The sequence below is a fragment of the Achromobacter sp. DMS1 genome (assembly GCF_001270295.1).
Map to the genome: position 1 here is coordinate 15,519 of NZ_LHSJ01000029.1, position 15,408 is coordinate 30,926.

The 15,408-nt window shown below is 67.4% G+C and carries 5 protein-coding genes and 9 pseudogenes; 13 read left to right on the plus strand and 1 reads right to left on the minus strand.

Annotation, left to right across the window (positions count from 1 at the left end; translation table 11 throughout):
* Positions 1-222: 222 nt before the first annotated feature.
* Positions 223-792: pseudogene (pgsA, locus tag AD428_RS24445) on the plus strand (CDP-diacylglycerol--glycerol-3-phosphate 3-phosphatidyltransferase); the annotation flags it as partial.
* On the opposite strand, the pseudogene AD428_RS05640 reads toward pgsA, so the two are convergent.
* Positions 792-3,182, minus strand: a pseudogene (locus AD428_RS05640) (valine--tRNA ligase); the annotation flags it as partial. The pseudogenes pgsA and AD428_RS05640 overlap by 1 nt on opposite strands.
* Positions 3,183-3,605: 423 nt before the next feature.
* Between AD428_RS05640 and ndk the strand changes: the two are divergent.
* From ndk to hflK, 12 genes and pseudogenes are all read left to right on the plus strand, one after another.
* A complete protein-coding gene (ndk, locus tag AD428_RS05645) occupies positions 3,606-4,031 on the plus strand; it encodes a nucleoside-diphosphate kinase (protein WP_053244492.1) in 426 nt (141 codons plus the stop codon).
* Positions 4,032-4,070: 39 nt separating this feature from the next.
* A pseudogene (gene rlmN / locus AD428_RS05650) lies at positions 4,071-5,224 on the plus strand (23S rRNA (adenine(2503)-C(2))-methyltransferase RlmN).
* Positions 5,221-5,715: a helix-turn-helix domain-containing protein gene (locus AD428_RS05655; protein ID WP_053244493.1), complete on the plus strand. Its 495-nt coding sequence runs from the start codon at positions 5,221-5,223 to the stop codon at positions 5,713-5,715. Before rlmN ends, AD428_RS05655 begins: the two are co-directional and overlap by 4 nt.
* A gap of 14 nt (positions 5,716-5,729) precedes the next feature.
* Positions 5,730-7,015 (plus strand): annotated as a pseudogene (gene ispG, locus AD428_RS05660) (flavodoxin-dependent (E)-4-hydroxy-3-methylbut-2-enyl-diphosphate synthase).
* Between the two features lie 64 nt (positions 7,016-7,079).
* A pseudogene (hisS, locus tag AD428_RS05665) lies at positions 7,080-8,365 on the plus strand (histidine--tRNA ligase).
* A gap of 1 nt (position 8,366) precedes the next feature.
* Positions 8,367-9,006 (plus strand): annotated as a pseudogene (locus tag AD428_RS05670) (YfgM family protein).
* 4 nt (positions 9,007-9,010) lie between these two features.
* Positions 9,011-10,167: pseudogene (gene bamB, locus AD428_RS05675) on the plus strand (outer membrane protein assembly factor BamB).
* Between the two features lie 26 nt (positions 10,168-10,193).
* Positions 10,194-11,545: pseudogene (gene der, locus AD428_RS05680) on the plus strand (ribosome biogenesis GTPase Der).
* A 3-nt stretch (positions 11,546-11,548) separates the two neighbouring features.
* Positions 11,549-12,619: pseudogene (gene hisC / locus AD428_RS05685) on the plus strand (histidinol-phosphate transaminase).
* Positions 12,620-12,800: 181 nt separating this feature from the next.
* Entirely contained in the window at positions 12,801-13,037 is a 237-nt protein-coding gene (gene hfq, locus AD428_RS05690; protein ID WP_006218585.1) for an RNA chaperone Hfq, read from the plus strand.
* An 84-nt stretch (positions 13,038-13,121) separates the two neighbouring features.
* A complete protein-coding gene (gene hflX / locus AD428_RS05695; RefSeq protein WP_053244494.1) occupies positions 13,122-14,228 on the plus strand; it encodes a GTPase HflX in 1,107 nt (368 codons plus the stop codon).
* Positions 14,194-15,408: FtsH protease activity modulator HflK (hflK, locus tag AD428_RS05700; RefSeq protein ID WP_053244495.1), on the plus strand; the 1,215-nt coding region annotated here is incomplete at its 3' end. The genes hflX and hflK, both read left to right, overlap by 35 nt.

Genomic DNA, 15,408 nt, shown 5'->3' on the forward strand with positions numbered 1-15,408 from the left:
CCGGCCGTGCGGCAAAGCCCGCGCAAGCCCGCCATTTCCCAGCCTGGGGGCACCCCCCGCGCGCAAGCCGATGTCCTTTTCCCGGGCCAGTCCTCGCGGATCCGGCTCCGCCGAGGCGTCCCCACGGCGGTCCCCCCCGGCGGTCCCCCTCGGCGGTCCCCCCTCGCGGAGCAGCGCCGCAGGCGCTCCGGGGGTGGCTCCATGATGTAGCATACTGTCACTATGCCTTTAAACGTACCCATAATCCTGACATGGCTGCGTATCGCCATGATCCCGCTGGTGGTCGGCCTCTTCTACCTGCCCGAGAGTTGGATGAGCGTGCCCATGCGCGATACGCTGGCCGCGTGGGCCTTCATCGTCGCCGCGCTCACCGACTGGTTCGACGGCTGGCTGGCCCGGCGCTGGAACCAGACCTCGGCCTTCGGCGCCTTTCTCGACCCCGTGGCCGACAAGCTCATGGTCTGCGCCGCCCTCATCGTGCTGCTCGACCTGAGCCGGGTGGATGCGTTCATCTCGCTCATCATCATCGGCCGCGAGATCACGATTTCGGCGCTGCGCGAATGGATGGCCAAGATCGGCGCCAGCGCCAGCGTGGCGGTGCACCGGCTGGGCAAGTTCAAGACCGCCGCGCAGATGGTCGCCATTCCATGCCTGCTGTACGACCAACCCCTGCTGGGCATCAGCAGCCGGCTGCTGGGCGACGTGCTGATCGTGGTGGCCGCCGTGCTGACGGTCTGGTCCATGCTGTATTACCTGCAGCGCGCCTGGCCCGCCATCCGCGAGAAATCGCAGACGCTGTCGGCCACGCCGGGCTGGCGCTTGCCGGCCGCCACCGACACCTTCTGCCACAGCTCTTCGGTGATGAACGGGATGATGGGGTGGGCCAGGCGCAGCACCGCCTCCAGCACGCGGATCAGCGTGCGGCGGGTTCCCAGCTGCTGGGCCGGCGTGCCGGTCTGGATCTGCACCTTGGCCAGTTCCAGGTACCAGTCGCAGTACTCGTCCCACACGTAGCGGTACAGCGCGTTGGCGATGTTGTCGAAGCGGTAGTCGGCAAAGCCGCGCGCCACCTCGGCTTCCAGCGCCTGCAGCTGGCTGACGATCCAGCGGTCCACGAACGACAGCTCGCCCGCGTCGGGGCCGGTGAGGTCGTGGCCCTCGGTGTTCATCAGCACGAACCGCGTGGCGTTCCAGAGCTTGTTGCAGAAGTTGCGGTAGCCCTCGCAGCGCTTGAGGTCGAAGTTGATGTTGCGGCCCAGCGTGGCGTAGGCCGCCATCGTGAAGCGCAGCGCGTCGGTGCCGAAGGCGGGGATGCCGTCGGGGTACTGGCGGCGCGTGGTCTTTTCGATGGCGCCGGCCTGCTTGGGGTTCATGAGGCCGTAGGTGCGCTTGGCCACCAGGCCTTCGAGGTCGATGCCGTCGATGAGGTCCACGGGGTCCAGCGTGTTGCCCTTGGACTTGCTCATCTTCTGGCCGTCCGCGTCGCGGATGAGGCCGTGCACGTACACGTGCTTGAACGGGATCTGGCCGGTGAGGTGGGTGGTGAGCATGACCATGCGGGCCACCCAGAAGAAGATGATGTCAAAGCCCGTGACCAGCACGCTGGACGGCAGGTAGCGCTGCAGGTCGGGCGTGTTATCGGGCCAGCCCAGCGTGGTGAAGGGCACCAGGCCCGAGGAGAACCAGGTGTCGAGCACGTCGGGGTCGCGCTTGAGCTCGCCCGTCACGCCGGCGGCGCGGGCCTGCGCGGCGGCCTCGGCCTCGTCGTGCGCGACGAACACCTGGCCGTCTTCCGAATACCAGGCCGGGATCTGGTGGCCCCACCAGAGCTGGCGCGAGATGCACCAGTCCTGGATGTTGTTCAGCCACTGGTTGTAGATGGTGGTCCAGTTCTCGGGGAAGAACTTGACGCGGCCGTCGGCCACCACGTCGAGCGCGACCTGGGTGATGCTCTTGCCCGGGTGGAGCGTGCCCTCGGGGGCGGGCTTGCTCATGGCCACGAACCACTGGTCGGTCAGCATGGGCTCCAGCACCACGCCGGTGCGGTCGCCCTTGGGCTGCATCATCTTGTGCGGCTCGACCTTCACCAGGTAGCCCTCGGCCTCCAGCTGCGCCACCACGGCCTTGCGGGCCTCGTAGCGCTCCATGCCCTGGAACTGCTTGGGCGCATTTTCGTTGATGTGCGCGTCCAGCGTGAAGATCACGATGAGAGGCAGGTCGTGGCGCAGCGCGCAGGCGTAGTCGTTGAAGTCGTGCGCGCCGGTGATCTTCACGCAGCCCGTGCCGAATTCCGGATCGACGAAATCGTCGGCGATGATGGGGATGTTGCGGTCGCACAGCGGCAGCTCGACCTCCTTGCCGATCAGGTGCCGGTAGCGCGGGTCGTCGGGGTGCACGCACACCGCGCCGTCGGCCAGCATGGTCTCGGGGCGGGTGGTGGCGATGGTCATGCCGCGCAGCGTGACGGTCTGGCCGTTCTTGTCGACGATGGTTTGCGGGCCGTCGGCGAAGGGATACACGATGTGCCACATGTGGCCGTCCGTTTCCTCGGACACGACTTCCAGGTCGGACACGGCGGTGAGCAGCTTGGGGTCCCAGTTCACCAGACGCTTGCCGCGATAGATCAGTCCCTGTTTGTAGAGGCGCACGAAGGTTTCGACCACGCCGCGCGACATGCGCTCGTCCATGGTGAAGTATTCGCGCGGCCAGTCGGCCGAGGCGCCCAGCCTGCGCACCTGCCCGGTAATGGTGCTGCCCGACTTTTCCTTCCATTCCCAGACCTTTTCCACGAACTTCTCGCGGCCCAGGTCGTGGCGCGAAACCTTTTGCGCGTCGAGCTGTCTTTCCACCACGATCTGCGTGGCGATGCCGGCGTGGTCGGTGCCGGGGATGAATACCGTGTCGTCGCCCAGCATGCGGTGGTAGCGCACCAGTCCGTCCATGATGGTCTGATTGAACGCATGCCCCATGTGCAGCGTGCCGGTCACGTTGGGCGGCGGGAACTGGATTACGTAGGGTTGAGGGTCGGTCCCTGTTTTTACGTGCTGGCCCGCCGCGAAATAGCCGCGCTTTTCCCACTCGGCGTACCAGCGGGATTCGAGGTCGGCGGGTTCAAAGCTCTTGGGCAGTTCCGGGGTTTCGTTCGCGCCTTGGGCGGCGCTCGGCGTAGCGGCTTGGGTCATTACTGGATTTCCGGGTGCAGACAGGGCGCCCGGCGGACAGCGCCGGGCAAGCAAACCGCTCATTTTAAGATGTAATGAGGTCTTCCTGCCGTGCTAGAATGCCGGGTTACTGTAAACCTTTTAGAAGTCCCTGAATTCATTGAGGATTCACCGCGGGAAGGCAGGCCGGGATCACATGCCGGCAGCCCCGGGGAGCGGCGATGCACACGCCCTCCGGCAGCATGTTCCTTTTCCGCAGGCGCCGGGACCCTTCAGGTGGGCAGTGCCGAATCCTGCCTGGCCCGAGGCCCGGCGGATGCGGGCGCGAGGCGCCCCGCATCCGTTCTGCGCCGATGGCGCAGCGGCGCTCGAAGGGTGGCTCCGACCAGCGCAAGGCCGCGCCAGGCAATTAATCAGTAGAAACCGCTATCCGGAGTTCTTTTCATGTCCATCCAACGCACTCTCTCGATCATCAAGCCCGACGCCGTCGCCAAGAACGTCATCGGCCAGATCGTCAGCCGCTTCGAGCAGGCCGGCCTGAAGGTCATCGCCGCCCGCATGCTGCAGCTCTCGCGCACCGACGCCGAGCGCTTCTATGCCGTGCACAAGGAGCGTCCCTTCTTCAAGGACCTGGTCGACTTCATGGTCTCGGGCCCCGTCTTCGTGCAAGTGCTCGAAGGCGAAGACGCCATCCAGAAGAACCGCGACCTGATGGGCGCCACCGACCCCAAGAAGGCCGCCCCGGGCACCATCCGCGCCGACTTCGCCGACAGCATCGACGCCAACGCCGTGCACGGTTCCGACGCCCCGGAAACGGCCGCCGTCGAGGTTGCCTTCTTCTTCCCCGAAATCAACATCCACACCCGTTGATTTCCGGGCAGGCGTCAACGTTTCTTCTATAGTCTGGTCATGGAATCCGCCGATCGAATCAACCTGCTGGGCCTGGACGGCCCCGCGCTGGCCGAGCTGGTCGGGCAGTGGGGCGGCAAGCCGTTCGGCCCCGGCAGCTGCAGCGCTGGGTGCACCAGCGCGGCGCCGATTCGTTCGACGCCATGACCGACCTGGCCCGCGACTTCCGCGGCCAGCTCGCGGAGCGTTGCCGCATCGAGGCGCTGCCGGTCAACATCGAGCAGCGCTCCTCCGACGGCACCCGCAAGTGGCTGTTCGACGTGGGGCAGGGCAATGCCATCGAAACCGTCTTCATTCCCGAAGACGATCGCGGCACCCTGTGCGTTTCCAGCCAGGCGGGCTGCGTGGTGAACTGCCGGTTCTGCTCCACCGGCCACCAGGGTTTCAACCGCAACCTCAAGACGAGCGAGATCATCGGCCAGCTCTGGTGGGCCAAGCGCGTGCTGGAGGCAGACATCGGCGCCGCGCGCCTGCCTTCGGCCAAGGCGGGCGAAGACACGCGCGTCATCAGCAACGTCGTGATGATGGGCATGGGCGAGCCCCTGCTCAACTACGACCAGGTCGTGCCGGCGCTGCGCCTCATGCTGGACGACAACGCCTACGGGCTGTCGCGCCGCCGGGTCACCGTGTCGACTTCCGGCGTGGTTCCCATGATGGACCGCCTGTCCCAGGACTGTCCCGTGGCGCTGGCGGTGTCGCTGCACGCGCCCAACGACGCGCTGCGCGACGAGCTCGTGCCGCTGAACCGTAAACACCCGCTGAATTCGCTGCTGGATGCCTGCAACCGCTACCTGGAGCATGCGCCGCGCGACTTCATCACTTTCGAATACTGCATGCTGGACGGCATCAACGATACCGACCAGCACGCCCGGGAACTGATTCAGGTGGCGCGCCAGGTGCGCTGCAAGCTGAACCTGATTCCCTTCAATCCCTTCCCCGCTTCGGGCCTGAAGCGTTCGCCGTCCGCGCGCGTGAAAGTGTTCGCGCAGCGCCTGATGGACGCGGGCATCGTCACCACGGTGCGCAAGACCCGTGGCGACGACATCGACGCGGCCTGTGGCCAGCTCGCCGGCGAGGTGCGCGACCGCACCCGCATTACCGAGCGCAATGCCGCGCGAGCCCGGGCCATTCCGATCAAACAGGTGCATGCATGACGCAGGAGTACGCTTCCGCGGTTTCCGAATCGCCCGTCGGCGGCCCGGGCAATGTGGGCGGCGCGTTGCGCGAATTGCGCAAGGCCAGGGGGTGGTCGCTGGACGAGGTTTCCAGCCGCATCAAATTCTCCACCAAGCAGATCGACGCGCTCGAGGAAGAGCGCTGGTCCGACCTGCCCACCGGCGTGTCCCTGCGCGGCCTGATCCGCAATTACGCGCGCCTGCTGGGCGCCGACGCCGAGGCCATCGTCGAGTCGCTGGACCCCAAAGTCCGCGTCACCGGCCCGCTGCGCCGCAGCCCCGGCTCGCTCGATTCCGCGCACAGCATCGGCGCCGCGCCCATGGAAGACGAACGTGCTTCCTCCACGTCCTGGGGCTGGCTGCTGGCCATCGTGCTGGTGCTGGCCGCCGGCCTGGCCTACGCGTTCTGGCAGGGCTGGCTGCCGCAGCACTGGCTGGCCTTCGATTGGCTTCCCAAGCTGTCCAAGTAAACCGGGTTACCCCGATGCAAGATTCTTCTCTGCCTTGCCAGGATGCGCCGCCGCCCCCCGTGGGGCCGGCGCCGCGGCGTCCCACCCGCCAGGTGGCCGTGAAGTGGGGCAATCGTGTCGTCACCCTGGGCGGCGACGCGCCGGTGGTGGTCCAGTCCATGACCAACACCGACACCGCCGACGCCATCGCCACCGCCATCCAGGTGAAAGAGCTGGCGCAGGCCGGTTCCGAACTGGTGCGCATCACCGTGAACACGCCGGAGGCCGCCCGCGAAGTGGCCGCGATCCGCGAGCAGCTCGATCGCATGGGGATCGACGTGCCGCTGGTGGGCGACTTCCACTACAACGGCCACAAGCTGCTCACGCAGTTCCCCGAGTGCGCGCAGGCCCTGTCCAAATACCGCATCAACCCCGGCAACATGGGCGGGGGCAAGCGCCGCGACGACAACTTCGCGCAGATGATCGAGGTCGCCTGCCGCTACGACAAGCCGGTGCGCATCGGCGTCAACTGGGGCAGCCTCGATCACGAGCTCATGGCGCGCAAAATGGATGAGAACAGCCGCCGCGCCCAGCCCTGGGAAGCCCAGGCCGTCATGCGCGACGCGCTGGTGGTTTCGGCCATCAGCAACGCCCGGCGCGCCGAAGCGCTCGGCCTGCGCCGCGACGCCATCGTGCTGTCGTGCAAGGTGAGCCACGTGCAGGACCTCATCGCCGTCTACCGCGACCTCTCCGCCCGCTGCGACTATCCGCTGCACCTGGGCCTGACCGAGGCCGGCATGGGCAGCAAGGGCATCGTGGCCTCCACCGCCGCGCTGGCCTGCTGCTGCAGCAGGGCATCGGCGACACGATCCGCATCTCGCTCACCCCCGAGCCCGGCGGCGACCGCAGCCGCGAGGCCGTGGTGGCGCAGGAAATCCTCCAGACCATGGGCCTGCGCGCCTTCACGCCCATGGTGGTGGCCTGCCCGGGCTGCGGCCGCACCAGCAGCACGTTCTTCCAGGAGCTGGCCGACAGCATCCAGTCCTACCTGCGCCGGCAGATGCCGGTGTGGCGCGCCCGGTATCCCGGCGTCGAAACCATGAACGTGGCGGTCATGGGCTGTGTGGTCAACGGGCCAGGCGAAAGCCGCCACGCGGACATCGGCATCAGCCTGCCGGGCACGGGCGAAGTGCCCGCCGCGCCGGTGTTCGTGGACGGCGAGCGCACTGTCACCCTGAAGGGCGACCGCATCGCCGAGGAATTCCAGGCCATCGTCGAAGATTACGTCGCGCGCCGCTACGGCGCGTCCGCCTCTCATTGAAAAGCAAGGGTGTGGCCGCCTGCGCGCCCCGGCGCGGCGGGCGGCACGATAAAGCACGAAAAAGATGAGTCAAGCTTTCCAGAAAGTCGCCGCCATACGCGGCATGAACGACCTGCTGCCGGGGGCGAGCGCCCGCTGGGAGCAATTCGAGGATATCGTCCGCGGGTGGCTGCGCAGCTATGGCTACCGCAACGTGCGCACGCCCGTGCTCGAGCATACGCGCCTGTTCGCGCGCGGCATCGGCGAAGTGACCGACATCGTCGAAAAAGAGATGTACACCTTCACCGACGCGCTCAACGGCGATTCGCTCACCATGCGCCCCGAAATGACCGCGGGCATCGTGCGCGCCGCCATCGAGCACAACCTGCTCTACGACCGCCCGCAGCGCGTCTATTCCATCGGCCCCGTGTTCCGCCACGAGCGCCCGCAGCGCGGCCGCTACCGCCAGTTCCATCAGATCGACGTCGAGGCGCTGGGCTTCGCCGGCCCGGACGTGGATGCCGAGCTGATCGTCATGCTGGCCCGCCTGTGGAAGCTGCTGGACCTGACCGACGTGCGCCTCGAGCTGAATTCGCTGGGCCAGCCGGCCGAGCGCGCCGCGCACCGCGCCGCGCTGATCGAGCACCTGGAAAAGCACCGCGGCATCCTCGACGAAGACGGCCAGCGCCGCATGTACACCAACCCGCTGCGCGTGCTGGACACCAAGAACCCCGCCATGCAGGAAATGGCCGACAGCGCGCCGCGCCTGTTCGACTTCCTGGGCGAGGAGTCGCGGGCGCACTTCGACGGCGTATGCCAGCGGCTGGCCGATGCCGGCATCGAATACCGCCTCAACCCGCGCCTGGTGCGCGGGCTCGACTACTACAACCTCACGGTTTTCGAGTGGGTGACCGACCGCCTGGGCGCGCAGGGCACCGTCTGCGGCGGCGGCCGCTACGACGGGCTCATCGAGCTGCTGGGCGGCAAGCCGGCTCCCGCGGTGGGTTTCGCCATCGGCATGGAGCGCCTGCTCGACCTCTGGGAGCAGAGCGTGGCGCTGGAGGCGCCCGTCGAGCGCGACGTGTATGTCGTGCACCAGGGCGAGGACGCCCAGCGGCTGGCCGCGCGTGTGGGCGAAGACCTGCGCGACGCAGGATTTGCCGTGGTGGTCCACGCCGGTCCGGCCAGCTTCAAGTCCCAATTCAAGCGCGCCGATGCCAGCGGAGCGCAGGTTGCGGTTATTCTTGGCGCCGATGAAGTGGCGGCCCGGGCCGCCAGCATCAAGTTCCTGCGCGCCGGCGCGCAGGGCGAGGCGCCGCAGCGGCAGGTGCGCTGGCGGCGCTGGCCGAAGCATTGAAACTCAAGGGTTAGCATGGCATACGATCTCGAAGAACAGGAAAAACTCGACGCAATCAAGGCCTGGTGGGCGCGCTACGGCACGCTGATAGCGACGCTGGTTGCCGTCGTGGCCCTGGCCTGGGGCGGATGGTGGGGCTGGAAGGCCTATGAGTCGCACCGCGCCAACCAGGCCATGGGCTATTTCGAGGCGCTGGAAGACGCCGCCCGGCTGGGCGGCTCGGATTCCGCCGTGCGCATCAAGGCCGCCGCCGCCACCTTGCGCGAAGACTATGCCGCCACCGGCTATGCCGCGCGCGGCGCCCTGGTCGCCGCCCAGGCCCTGCAGGCCCAGGACGACGCGGCCGGCGCGCGAGAACAAGCTCGAATGGCTGGCCGCGCAAAAGAAAAACCCCTCCATGCAGGCTGTGGCACGGCTGCGCCTGGCGGGGCTGCTGCTCGACCAGAAGCAGTACGACGCCGCGCTCGCGCAACTCGAGAACGCGCCGCCCGCTTTCGCCGCCTTGTTCGCCGACCGCCGCGGCGATGTTCTCGCGGCCCAGGGCAAGCGGGAAGAAGCGCGCGCCGCCTGGCGGAGCGCCATCGATGGACTGGGTAAGAACAATCCGCTTACCCAGGTTGTGCAACTCAAATTGGATGCCCTGAGCGGAGCCTGACTGTATGCGTAAATTCGCCCCCCGCCGCATGTGGCGCGGCGCCCTGTGCGTGGCGGGCCTGTTGGCCCTGAGCGGCTGCGGCCTGTTTTCCAGCGACGACGCGCGCTACGAGCCCGCGCCCCTCACCGAATACAAGGCCGGCATGTCGGTGCGCCAGATCTGGTCCACGTCGGTGGGCAGCGGCTCGGGCCTGGGCTTTGCGCCCACCGTCGTCAACAACGCCGTCTACGCGGCCACCCCCGACGGTTCCGTGGGCAAGTTCGACCTGCAGAGCGGGCGCCCCATCTGGAAGATCGACGCCGACACCAAGCTGTCGGCCGGCGCCGGCAGCGATGGCTCCACCACCGCCGTGGCCTCGCCCAACGGCGACGTGATCGCCTTCGACGACACCGGCAAGCAGAAGTGGAAGGCGCGCGCCACCAGCGACGTGTCGGTGCCGCCGCTGGTGGGCTACGGCCTGGTCGTGGTGCGCAGCGGCGACTACCGCATCCAGGCGTTCGACGCCCGCACCGGCGAGCGCGTCTGGAACGTGCAGCGTCCGGGCCCGGCGATGGCGCTGCGCAGCGTGTCGCAGATGCTGATGGCCGAGGGCCTGGTCATCACCGGCCTGCCCGGCGGCAAGATGCTCGCCATCGCGGCCAACAGCGGCAACGTGCAGTGGGAAGGCACCGTGGCACGCCGCGCGCCGCCAGCGACCTGGAGCGCCTGACCGACGTGGTCGGCGTGCCCCGCATCGCGGGCAACCTGCTCTGCGCCGTGGCCTACCAGGGCCGCATCGTCTGCTTCGACGTCACTGCCGGCGGCCGCCCGCTGTGGGCCAAGGACTTCTCCAGCGTCAGCGGCCTCACGCTGGACGACCGTTTCGCCTACTCGGCCGACCAGAACAGCGTGGTGCATGCCTTCGCGCTGGACAACGGCGGCAACGTCTGGAAGCAGGGCGCGCTGAAAAACCGCCAACTGACCGTGCCGGCGCTGCTGGGCGGCGCGCTGGCCGTGGGCGACCTCGACGGCTACGTCCACTTCCTGTCGCGCAGCGACGGCAGCCTGATGGCCCGCCTGTCGGTCGGCGGCGGCGCCGTGGTCTCGCCCCCGCAAACCACGTCCCAAGGCGTGCTGGTCCAGACGGGCAACGGCAATCTCGTCCTGATCGGCACCAACTGAAACCCAATCGAAACCAACTTCCAACCGTGTCCTTCAAGCCTGTCGTTGCCCTGGTCGGCCGCCCCAATGTGGGGAAATCGACCCTCTTCAACCGCCTGACGCGATCGCGCGCCGCGCTGGTGGCCGACTATTCCGGCCTGACCCGCGACCGCCATTACGGCGAGGGCAGGGTGGGCGAGATTCCCTTCATCGTCATCGACACAGGCGGGTTCGAGCCCGTGGCCAAGGACGGCATCCTGCTGGAAATGGCCCGCCAGACCCGGCAGGCCATCGCCGAGGCCGACGTGGTGGTGTTCCTGGTGGACGCGCGCGCCGGCCTCAACGCGCACGACCACGAAATCGCCCAGCTCCTGCGCAAGTCGGGCCAGCAGCGCGTGCTGCTGGCGGTGAACAAGGCCGAGGGCATGGGCTCGGGCAGCGCCGTGGCCGAATTCCACGAGCTGGGCCTGGGCCAGCCCTATCCCATCTCGCCGCGCACGGCGACGGCATCGTCGACCTGATCGAGCTCGCGCTCAAGGACCTGGCGCCGCCGCCAGAGCCCGAAGACGCGGCCGAGGAAGGCCCGCACGACCACCGCATCAAGCTGGCCATCGTGGGGCGCCCCAACGTGGGCAAGTCAACCCTCATCAACACGCTCCTGGGCGAGGAGCGCGTCATCGCGTTCGACATGCCGGGCACCACGCGCGACGCCATCGAGATCGATTTCGAGCGCGACGGCCGCAAGTACACGCTCATCGACACGGCCGGCCTGCGCAAGCGCGGCAAGGTTTTCGAGGCGGTCGAGAAGTTCTCGGTCATCAAGACCCTGCAGGCCATCGAGGCCAGCAACGTGGTGCTGCTCATGCTGGATGCGCAGTCCGAGATTTCCGAGCAGGATGCGCACATCGCCGGCTTCGTGCTCGAAACCGGCCGCGCGGTGGTGGTCGCCATCAACAAATGGGACGGCCTGGACGCCGAACAGAAAGAGCGCATCGAGCGCGAATTCCAGCGCAAGCTGCGCTTCCTGTCGTTTGCCCGCATGCACACCATTTCCGCGCTGCGGGGGCAGGGTATCAAGCCGCTTCTGAAATCCATCAACGCGGCGCACGCCGCGGCGTTCGCCAAGCTTTCCACGCCCAAGCTCACGCGCGCCCTGCAGGCCGCGGTGGAACAGCAGCCGCCGCCGCGCAAGGGCATTTTCCGGCCCAAGATGCGCTATGCGCACCAGGGCGGGCAGAATCCGCCGCTGGTGGTCATACACGGCAATGCGCTGGACGCCATACCCGAGTCGTACCGGCGCTACCTGGAGACGCGTTTCCGCAACGAGTTCGATCTGGCCGGCACGCCGCTGCGCATCGAATTCAAGTCTTCGCACAATCCCTACAAGCAGGAAAACTGAATCATGAGCCGCTTCTGGAGTCCCGTCGTGGGGACGCTCAGTCCGTATGTGCCGGGCGAGCAGCCCAGGCTTCAGAACCTGGTCAAGCTCAACACCAACGAGCATCCATACGGCCCTTCGCCGCGGGTGCTCGAGGCGCTGCGCGCGGCCTGCGACGACACGCTCAAGCTGTATCCCGACCCCTCGTCCGAACGGCTGCGCCAGGCCATCGCCGGCACGGTGGGCGTGGACGCCGGCCAGGTATTCGTGGGCAACGGTTCCGACGAGGTGCTGGCCCACGCCTTCCTGGCGCTGCTCAAGCATGAGCGGCCGCTGCGCTTTCCGGACATCACCTACAGTTTCTATCCGGTCTACTGCGGCCTGTATGGCATCGACTACGAGACGGCGCCGCTCACGGCCGACTTCCGCATCGACGTCGAAGACTACCTCCCGGCCCGCGGCGGGCCGGCGGGCGCCATCATCTTCCCGAACCCCAACGCACCCACCGGCCGCGCGCTGGGCCTGGCCGACATCGAACGCATCGTGGCGGGCAACCCCGACGCGGTGGTCGTGGTGGACGAAGCCTATGTGGACTTCGGCGCCGAATCGGCGATTCCGCTCGTGGCCCGCTACGACAACCTCCTGGTGGTGCAGACCCTCTCCAAGTCGCGTTCGCTGGCCGGCCTGCGCGTCGGCTTCGCCGTGGGCAGCCGCGAACTCATCGACGGCCTGGAGCGCGTGAAGAACAGCTTCAACTCCTATCCCATCGACCGGCTGGCCAGCGCGGGCGCCGTGGCGGCGCTCGAAGACCGCGAGTATTTCGAGGAAACGCGCGCCCGGGTCATCCGCACCCGCGAGGCCATGACGGCGGGCCTGCGGGCGCTGGGATTCGAGGTGCTGCCTTCGGCCGCCAACTTCGTGTTCGCCCGGCATCCCGCGCGCGACGCGGCCGCGCTGGCGGTATCTGCGCGAGCGCGGCATCATCGTGCGCCACTTCCGCCAGCCGCGCATCGAGCAGTTCCTGCGCATCACGGTGGGCACGACGCGCAGAGCGATCTGCTGCTGGCCGCCCTGGGCGAAATCACCGGAAGCTGAGCCGCCGCCGGCCGCTCATGCGGCCGCCCGGCGCGCTGGGCGGGCCCGGAAAACTCTGGTGTCATTTTTTGCATGGCGCACAAGTGGCACGGCCCGGGAAAACCCTGTAGAGTAGATGTTTCGGCGCACCCCACCATTTCAGACGTGCGCCATCACTTAAATAACAAATGGAGCCTGGCCAATGAGCAATAAAGGGCAAACTCTGCAAGATCCGTTTCTGAACACGCTGCGCAAAGATCACGTGCCCGTGTCCATCTACCTGGTAAACGGCATCAAGCTTCAAGGGCAAATCGAATCGTTCGACCAATACGTGGTGCTGCTGCGCAATACGGTGACGCAGATGGTCTACAAGCATGCCATCTCTACCGTTGTCCCGGCCCGCGCCGTCAATTTCCAGGTGGAAGTCCCTGCTGAATAATCCCGCTCCAGTAGTACCTTTCATTGCCCGCCTGACGCTTGCCGTCGGCGGGCATTTTCGCTTTGGCTCCAAAATGGTGCACGTATGCGCGCGCTGATCATCAGTGTCGATCTCGGCAATCCCGACCACGCCGCCCACGCGGAGGAGTTCGCCATGCTGGCCGAAGGCGCGGGCGCGGAAATCGTCGGCACGCTCACGGCGCGGCGCGACCGCCCCGACGCCAAGTTCTTCATCGGTTCCGGCAAGGTGGAGGAGGGCGTGGCCATGGCCCAGGCGCTGCTGGCCGACATCATTCTCTTCGAGCAGCCGCTCTCGCCCGCGCAGCAGCGTAACCTGGAACGCGCCTTCAACCTGCGGGTAGTGGACCGCGTGGCGCTCATCCTCGACATCTTCGCCCTGCGGGCCAAGAGCCACGAGGGCAAGCTGCAGGTCGAGCTGGCCCAGCTCCAGCACCTGGCCACGCGCCTTACCCGCCTCTGGACCCACCTGGAGCGGCAGCGCGGCGGCATCGGCATGCGGGGGCCGGGCGAATCCCAGCTCGAAATGGACCGCCGCATGATCGGCGCCAAGGTCAAGGTGCTGCGCGAGGCGCTCGACAAGGTCGAGCGGCAGCGCGTCACCCAGCGCCGGGCCCGCGCGCGCGGCGGCGCGCTGTCGGTATCGCTGGTGGGCTATACCAATGCCGGCAAATCCACGCTGTTCAATGCCCTGACCCGTGCCGACACCTATGCGGCCGACCAGTTGTTTGCCACCCTGGACACCACCACGCGGCGCATCTGGATCGAAGGCGCGGGCTCTGTCGTGGTGTCCGACACCGTCGGGTTCATCCGCGACCTGCCGCACGGCCTGATCGCGGCGTTCCGCGCCACGCTCGAGGAAACCGTGCACGCCGACCTGCTGCTGCACGTGGTCGATGCCGCCAGTCCGCAGCGCGAAGAGCAGATTTTCGAGGTCAACAAGGTGCTGGCGGAGATCGGGGCGGCGTCGGTGCCCACGATTCTGGTATACAACAAGATCGACCGGGTCGGCCTGGAGCCGCGGGTGGAGCGCGATGCGCATGGTACGATTGCGCGAGTATTTGTAAGCGCCACCGAGCGCGCCGGTCTGGACGCGTTGCGCGGGGCAATTGCGGAGACCGGACAGATTGCGGGAAACAATGCCTCGAATCAACAAACTCTTCAATCTGAATGATCCCGGCTGGGGTCGTGGAAACAATAACAACAACGGTTCCGAGCCGCCGCGGCGCCCGCAGGGCAATGGCGACGGTCCGCCCGATCTCGACGAGGTCTGGCGCGATTTCAACAATCGCATCGGTTCCCTCTTCGGCCGCAAGGGCGGGGGCGGCAACAACCGTCCCAACAACCGGGGCGGGGCCACGCCGCCCTCGCCGCGCAACGCGCGCATCGGCCTGGGCGTCATTGCGCTGGTGGGCGTGGGCATCTGGCTGGCCAGCGGCTTCTATATCGTGCAGGAAGGCCAGGTCGCGGTCGTGACCCAGTTCGGCAAGTACAAGAGCACGTCGCAGGCCGGCTTCCAGTGGCGCCTGCCGTATCCCATCCAGAGCCACGAGATCGTCAACGTGTCGCAGTTGCGCACCTTCGAGGTGGGCTTCCGCGGCAGCTCGCGCAACAAGGTCATGCCCGAGGCGCTCATGCTCACGACGGACGAGAACATCGTCGACATGCAGTTCGTCGTGCAGTACCGGCTGCGGGCCGACGGCGCGCCCGACTACCTGTTCAAGACCCGCGACCCGGACGAATCCGTGCGCCAGGCCTCCGAGACGGCCATGCGCGAGGTGGTCGGCAAGCAATCCATGGACTTCGTGCTGTACGAGGGGCGCACCACGGTCGCCAACCAGGTGCAGTCGCTGATGCAGCAGATCCTCGATCGCTACCAGACCGGCATCCAGGTCAGCACCGTCGCCATCCAGAACGTGCAGCCGCCCGAGCAGGTGCAGGCGGCGTTCGACGACGCCGTCAAGGCCGGCCAGGACCGCGAGCGCCAGATCAACGAGGGCCAGGCCTACGCCAACCAGGTCGTGCCGCTGGCCAGCGGCCAGGCCTCGCGCATGATCGAGCAGGCCGAAGGCTACAAGGCCAAGGTGGTGGGCGACGCGCAGGGCAATACCTCGCGCTTCACCAGCATCCTCGCCGAATACCAGAAGGCGCCTCAGGTGATGCGCGAGCGCATGTACCTGGAAAGCATGCAGGAGATCTTCACGCGCGCCAGCAAGGTCATGGTCGACTCCAAGAGCAACAACAACATGCTGTACCTGCCCCTGGACAAGATCATGCACCAGGCCGCCCAGGACGCGTCCCGTCCGGGCGCCGCGGGCTCGTCCTCGTCCGGCGCCAGCGCCCCGTCGCAGCCG